Here is a 7944-nt window from a genome sequence, read left to right as displayed (position 1 = left end):
GACATCGAGTCGGTGCGGGCCCGCTGCGCCCGCGACATCGACGGAGCCGCCTTCTACCGAGGCGCGGCCGCGCGCGGGCTCGTCTACGGACCGTCGTACCGCCGGGTGGCACGCCTGTGGTGCGGCGACGGAGTGTCGCTGGCCGAACTGTCCTCCTGCGGACCGGAGGAGGAACGGGGCGGCACCACCGACCCGGGACTCACCGACGCCGCGCTGCACGCCGTCCACGGCGCCGTGCCCGACTGGGACGAGCCGGCCACCCGGCCCGCCGCCGCCGAACTGGTCCGTATCCACGACGGCCGGACCGCTCCCCACTACGCGGTCGCGGAGCTGGTGACCGCCGATCCCGCGAGCGGCAGCGTCGTCTGCGACGTCCGGACGACGGACGCCGACGGCCGCGTCCTCGTCGAGATCACCGGCCTGACCGTGCTGCGGCCGAGCGCGACCGATGTGCCGTACCTGGTGCCCGTGTGGCGGGTCGAGCCACGGTCCGACGTGGACACCGTGCCGGCCGCCACCGGGCCCGCGCTGATCCTGACCGGGGGACACGACGCCGGTGTGGGCGCGGCGCTGGCGCGCCGTCATGGCGCCGACGGGACGGTCGACACCATCTCCCTCACCACCGCCGATGCGTACCGGACCCTCCTGGAGGGATGTTCCCCGGGAACGACCGTCTACTTCACCGGCGGCGTCGACACCCGGCGCCACTCCGCCACCGACCTCGACCACCTTCAGGACACCCAGCGCCGGGGCTGCCTGTCACTGTTCCACCTGGCCAGGTCGCTGACCGACCTGCGGCCGGTCGGTATCCGCCTCGTGGTGCTCACCAGCGACAGCCACCCGCTGCCCGGTCACCCCGTGGAGAACCCCTTCGCCGGATCACTCCACGGCATGGCCCGGACCCTCTCCCGCGAACTGCCGTCCCTCGACGTCGTCTGCGTGGACCTCGGCCGCGCCGACCTGGAACGGTGCGCCGAACAGGGTGACTTCTCCGCCCTCGTGGCGGCCGTCGCCGCCGAGCGGAAGACCGTACCCCTTGCGGAGGTGGCCCTGCGCCAGGGCACCCGGCTGGTCAAACGACACACCACGGCCCGTCTTCCCGCCCGTACCGGGAGTCTGCCGCTGCGCCCCGGCGGTCGCTATCTCATCGTCGGTGGCGCCGGCGGTCTCGGACGGGTCGTCGCCGAACATCTGCTGCGCGCGTACGACGCCCGGGTGCTGCTGACCGGACGCAGGGACGAGGAGCGACTGCCCGCGGGGATTCTGGACCGGCTGCGCGACGCGGGCGGCCGGCTCGCCTATCTGTCCGCAGACGTGACCGATCCGGCCGACGCCCACGCCGCCGTGCGGCGGATGCACGAGGAGTACGGCGGCGTCGACGGCGTCCTGCACACGGCGTTCGTGCTGGCAGACCGGACCATCGCGCAGTCGGACGACGAGACGTTCGACGCGGCCTTCGCGCCGAGGACGCGGGGAACGGTCGCGCTCGCCGACGCGCTGACCGCCGAAGACCTCGACTTCTTCGCCCTGTTCTCCTCGGCCGTCGCCCACACCGGCAACCCGGGGCAGTCCAACTACACCGCCGGATCGACCTTCCTCAGCGCCTACGGCGCGTATCTGGCCGACCGGCTCCACTGGCCCGTCACCGTCTTCGACTGGGGCTACTGGGGGGACGAGGGCGCCGTCGCCACCCCCGAGCACCGCGCGCGGCTCGCCCGTTGGGGAGTACGACCACTGTCCGCCGCCGAAGGACTGCGGGCCTTCCGGCAGGTACTCGGCAGCGGGCTCACCCAAGTCGCCCCGCTGCGCGCCGACACAACGGAACTCGCGCGTGTGACGCCACTGCATCCCGGCGACCGGCTGCGCCGGACCGACGACGGGGTGAACACCCTCCGAGCCCCGGTGGCGGCGCTCGACTCCGCCCTGCGGGCCGCCGGTGAACCGTACGCGCCCGACTACCTCGACGCGGTGGACGGCTACGCCCGGCTCGCCGTGCTCGACGCGCTGCGCGGCGCGGTTCCCGCGCTCACCGCGGGCGAAGGGCGCGGCGAGCGCGAACTGGCCGCCGATCTCGCGCTCCGCGACGACCGGCGGCAACTGTTCGACGCCCTGCTGGCCGCGCTCACCGCGGGTGGGCTGGTCACCGCGGACGACGGTCGGTACCGCGTCACCACCGACCGCGCCGAGCCCGGCCGCAGGAGCACGGCACGTGGTCGCCTGACCGACCGCTTCGTCCGCCTCGGACCCACCCTGGATCTCGTGGACGAGTGCGCCGCCGCTCTGCCGGACGTGCTGGCCGGGCGGCGCAGCGGGCTGGAGGTCCTGTTCCCCGGTGGCTCCGACCACCGGATGGCGGCCCTGTACGCCGATGATCCGCGTACCCGGCACTTCAACGACCTGACCGCCACCGCGGTGCGCGCGGCGGTGGCCGACCGGGTGGCCACCGAACCCGGCCGCCGTGTGCGGATCCTGGAGATCGGTGCCGGAACGGGCGCCACGACACGCGCCGTTCTCGACGCCATGGACACCCTCGGCATACAGCGCGGCCTGGTCTCCTACGACGTGACCGACATCTCCCCGTCCCTGGTGGCCGCGGCACGCGGACGGCTGGCCGACGGGCGGCCCGACATGGTGTTCCGAACCCTGGACATCTGCGGCGACCTGTCCGGCCAGGGCTTCGACGAGGACCGCTACGACATCGTCGTCGCCACCAACGTCCTCCACGCCACCGGCGACATCCGGCGCACCCTTGCCCATACGGCGCGACTGACCGCCGTCGGAGGGATGCTCGCGGTCAACGAGGCGACCCGCGTACTGGACGCGGTCACCCCGGTCTTCGGCCTCACCGACGGCTGGTGGTCGGCCCGCGACCCCGAACTGAGGCTGCCGCACGGGCCCCTGCTCGCTTCCGGAACCTGGCAGGCGCTTCTGGCGGAGGCCGGGTTCGAGCAGAGCCGAGCCTTCGGCGTACAAGGCTGGAGCGACGAACAGGCCGGCCAGTGCCTGTTCGTAGCGCGGCGCGGCGCGTGGTCCATCTCCGCCGAGCCCACCGTGGAGCACCCGCGCGCCCGGTCCGCGCGGCCGCCCGGCCGGCCGGTGCCCGCCCCGGAATCAGCCGGCCCGGCGGACGATCTCGTCGCGCGCACCACGTCCCACCTGCGTGACCTCTTCGCCGACCTGCTCGGGATGCCGCCCGGCGAACTGGACGTGTCAGCTCCTCTCGTCTCCTTCGGCACCGACTCACTGACCGTCATGGAAGCGGTGGGACGACTGGAACAGGAGATCGGCACGGTGCCGCGGGAACTGCTGGCGACAGGCGAGTCGGTGGCCACCGTGGCTCGTACCCTCACCCAGGCGAGAGCGCCGGAACTCGCCGCGGCGCTGCCCGCGCCGCCCGGAACCCCCGGCTCCACCGGGCACATACAGCCGTCGGCGCCCCGTCCCGTACCCGAAGCGGTGCCGGCCGGCCCCGTGCCCGCGCCCACCGCCCCACTCGGGGACGGCGAACCCATCGCCGTCGTGGGGATCGCCGGCCGCTATCCGGGGTCCGGGGATCTCGACACCCTCTGGGGTCATCTCGTCGCCGGACGGCGCCTGATCACCCGTGAACCACCCGGCCGCCGGCAGCAGGCCGGCCCGGTCCTGTCGGCCGGGGAACAGGGCTGGGGCGGTTTCCTCGACGACGTGGACCGCTTCGACCCGTTGCTGTTCCGGATCGCCCCGCGAGAGGCGGAGCGTATGGATCCGGCCGAACGTCTCTTCCTGGAGACGGCGTGGGAAGCGCTGGAGGACGCGGCGCTGCCGCCCGCGCGGCTGCGTGAACGGAGCGCCGACAGGGGAGAGGCGACCGGCGTCTTCGTCGGTCTGATGCATCACCAGTACGCCCTCCTCGGCGCCGACGAGAGAGCGCGGGGCAACGACGTCCGGGCGCTGTCGGCCGGTTGGTCCGTCGCCAACCGCGTCTCCCACACCTTCGGTCTGACCGGGCCCAGCATGGCCGTCGACACGGCCTGTTCGTCCGCCCTCACCGCGCTCCATCTCGCCGTACAGAGCCTGCGCGCCGGGGAGTGCGGCACGGCTCTCGTCGGCGGTGTGAATCTGATACTCCACCCCAGCCACCACGCCGACCTGGCAGCGGCACGGATGCTGTCGCCCGGCGGTGCCCCGCGCGTCTTCGACACCGCCGCGGACGGAATCGTCACCGGGGAGGGCGTCGGCGCCCTGGTAGTCAAACGCCTCTCCGACGCCGTCCGGGACGGCGACCGGGTGCACGCCCGCATACTCGGCTCCGCGGTGAACGCCGACGGACCGACCGACGCGTACGCGGTACCCCGCGTCGAGGCCCAGGTCGAGCTGATCGCGCGGGCGCTGCGTGCGGCGGGCGTGGACGCCCGCAGTGTGCAGTACGTGGAGGCCCAGGCGACGGGCTCGCCCGTGGGCGACCCGGTCGAACTCGCCGCGCTGCGCCGGGCCTACGGTGTCCGGGCAGGCGGGCACCATCTGCGCCTGGGGTCGGTGAAGCCCAACACCGGGCATCTGGAGGCCGCGTCCGGGATGGTGCAGCTGGCCAAGGTCGTACTCCAGCTGAGGCACCGCACCCTGGCTCCGACCGAGGGGATCGACGGTTCGCCGACGGCGGACGGATTCGAGGTGCCGCGCGAGCCGGTCCCCTGGCCCGAGCAGGCGTCCGGGGAGCCCCGCCGGGCTGCCGTCAGTTCCTTCGGGGCCGGCGGCGCCAACGCCCATGTGATCGTCGAGGAGGAGCCGGCGGCCACCGCGCCGCCCGGTGACGGCACGAGTCCGCCACGGGCGCTGCTGCTCTCCGCCCGGCGCCCCGAGATCCTCCGTGCCCACGCGGGCCGCATCGCCGCCTTCCTCCGGGGCTCCGGCGCCTCGTTGGACCCTCGCGACGTGACCCACACGCTGCGGGTCGGCCGAGAGCCGCTGCCCGCCAGGTTCGGTGCTGTCGTGCGTTCCCTCGACGACATCGTCTCCGTGCTCGACGCCTGTGCCGCCGCCGGACCTCACCCACTGCTGGTCGAGTCCGGTACGGGTGGCGACCGGGACGAGGACGGTGACCACCCGGCCGCCGTGGTGCGGCGCTGGGTCGACGGCTCGGACACACAGGCTGATCGCGCGCCCGAGCCGGGCGCCCGTGTCGTTTCGCTGCCCCACTACCCGTTCGCTGCGGGCCGCTACTGGCTCCGCACATCAGGCACGTCGACCGACGACGGGCCGGTGCCGCCCGTCCGCCGGGCCGGCCCTTCGACGCCGCCCGCATCGTCCGTATCGTCCGTGCCGGAGCCAGCAGCCACCGGCGTCCGCCCGTCCGAGGAGCTCTCCGTGCCCCGTACGCACCCCGTCCCAGGCGACGACAATCGCCCGCCCGCCGTGGTGACGATGCAGCGCACCGTCACCGAGGCCATCTGTGACCTGCTGGGTGTGGCGCCGTCGGACATCGATCCCGGCGACCACCTCAGCGACTTCGGGCTCGACTCGGTGACGATGGTGCAACTCGCCGACCGGCTCGCCACCGTCACCGGAACCGATCTGACGCCGCCCGTCCTCTACGGCTGCCGGGACATGGCAGCCCTGGTGGACCACCTCGTCGCCGCCACTGACGGACTGGCGACCGTCGGCCCGGCGGGCGACAACTCGCCGTCCTCTGCCGCCCCGGCACCGGCCGCCGGTCCCGCACCGTCGCAGGCGGCCTCCCGCCCCGAACCCGCGACGGAGCCTGTGACGGAGGCCGTGACGGAGGCCGAACCCGCCCTCGTTCCAACGGCGTTCGGCGCTCTCGACGAGCCGGTGGCCGTGGTCGGGATGGCCGGGGCCTTTCCCGGGTCACCGGATCTCGACACCTTCTGGGACAACCTGGTCCAGGGGCGCGATCTCATCTCCGAGGCACCCGCGGACCGGTTCGGCGCCGACGCGCGCGCCTTCCGGGGCGGGTTCCTGGACGGCGTGGACCGCTTCGACGCCGACTTCTTCCAGATCTCCCCGCGCGAGGCCCGAGTGATGGACCCGCAGCACCGGTTGTTCCTCCAGACGGTCTGGTCGGCCGTCGAGGACTCGGGCCACGATCCGCTGGACCTCGCCGGGACCGCCTGCGGAGTGTTCGTCGGTGTCGCCTCCTCCGAGTACGGCGAACTCGCCCAGGAGCGCGGAGCCGACCTCGACGGACAGCTCATGACCGGCAACGACCACAGTGTGCTGGCGAACCGGGTTTCCTTCCTGCTCGATCTGCGTGGCCCCAGCGAACCGGTCGACACCGCCTGCTCCAGCTCTCTGGTCGCCGTCCACCGAGCCGTCCGGGCGCTCCAGACCGGCGAGTGCGCATCGGCGATCGCCGGCGGCGTCAATGTCATCGTCGCGCCGACCGGCTTCGAGGCGTTCGGCCGCTCAGGCATGCTGGCCCCGGACGGCCGGTGCAAGTCCTTCGACCACCGGGCCGACGGCTATGTGCGCGGTGAGGGCGTGGGCGCCGTGCTGCTGAAGCCGCTGAGCCGGGCTCTCGCGGACCGCGACCACATCCACGGAGTCATCGCCGGCTCGGCGACCAACCACGGCGGGCGTGCCGCCTCGCTCACCGCACCGAACCCCGCCGCCCAGGCGGAGGTGATCTCCCGTGCCCAGCGACGCGCCGGGGCCCGGCCCGAGACGATCGGTTACGTCGAGGCGCACGGCACCGGCACCGCGCTCGGCGACCCCATCGAGGTCACCGGTCTGCGTACCGCGTTCGAACCGCCCGCGGGGAGCCCGACCGACGGCACTTCCCGTCAGTACTGCGGCCTCGGCAGTGTGAAGACCAACGTCGGGCATCTGGAGACGGCCGCCGGAATGGCGGGCCTGTTCAAGGTGCTGCTCGCCCTGCGCCACGAGATGCTGCCCCCCACCCTCCACGTGGAGCGGGTCAACCCGCTGATCAAGCTGGCCGATTCGCCCTTCCACCTGGTGACCTCGGCCCGCCCGTGGTTCCCGGTCGTGGACGGTGCCACCGGCACACCGCTGCCCCGCCGCGCCGGTGTCAGCTCCTTCGGCTTCGGCGGGACGAACGCCCACCTGGTGGTGGAGGAGGCGCCCCGCCCCGTACGTGCCGTGCCCCGTCAGGCGGAGGGCGGTGACCACCTCTTCGTACTGAGCGCGCGCGACGAGGACCGGCTCGACGCCGTCGCCCGCAGGCTGCTCGACCGCATCGAACGCTGGGAACGGGACGGCAGGCTGCACACCGTCGCCCCGTCCGACGTCGCCCGTACGCTCCAGACCGGGCGTCGCCACTTCGCCGCCCGGCTGGCGGTCGTGGCACCCTCGCTCGTCCGGGTCGCCGAGGCGTTGCGCGCCCGCGTGGAGGACGACGGCCCGCGTCCGGCACCTGGCGGGCGGGACGGCGGTCGAAGCCGGTACGACGACGGCGACGTGCGGGAGGCGCTGCGCCGGGCGGCCGAGGGTGACCTCGCACGGCTCGCGGCGCTCTGGGAGGCGGGTACGGACGTTGACTTCGCGATCCTGCGGCCAGGCACCGCCGGGAGCAGGGTTCCGTTGCCCACGTACCCTTTCGCCCCCGACCGGTACTGGCTCCCCGACGCCCCGGTACCTGTCAGCGAGGCCCCTGCCGCACCGATCGCATCCGCCGTCGCGCGACCTCCGCACGACCCGCCTCCGCCGCCGGCTCCGTCCGCTCCCGCTCCGCTCGCGGCGCGGACCCCGGACGCGGACTCCGCGCTGCGCGGTCATGTGCGCGCCGCGGTCGCCGACGGCATCGGTATCCCGGCGGGCAGCGTCGATCCGACGCGGGACTTCGCCAGCTACGGCGTCGACTCCATCGGTGCGATGCGGATCATGCAGACCGTCCAGAACCGCTACGGGGACCACATCCCGATGGCCGCGATTCTCGAACACCCCAGTGTCGACAGGTTGGTCACCCATCTGGAGCGGCACTTCGTC

The 7944-nt window shown here is 73.6% G+C and carries 1 protein-coding gene; it reads left to right on the top strand.

The features are described from left to right. Nucleotides 1-7944: SDR family oxidoreductase (locus BHU15_RS25610; RefSeq protein ID WP_141726881.1), on the top strand; the 7944-nt coding region annotated here is incomplete at both ends.

Source organism: Streptomyces niveus, assembly GCF_001723055.1.
GTDB lineage: Bacteria > Actinomycetota > Actinomycetes > Streptomycetales > Streptomycetaceae > Streptomyces > Streptomyces niveus.
Note: the sequence above shows the minus strand (reverse complement) of the source record. Positions and strands in the feature narration are given on the sequence as shown.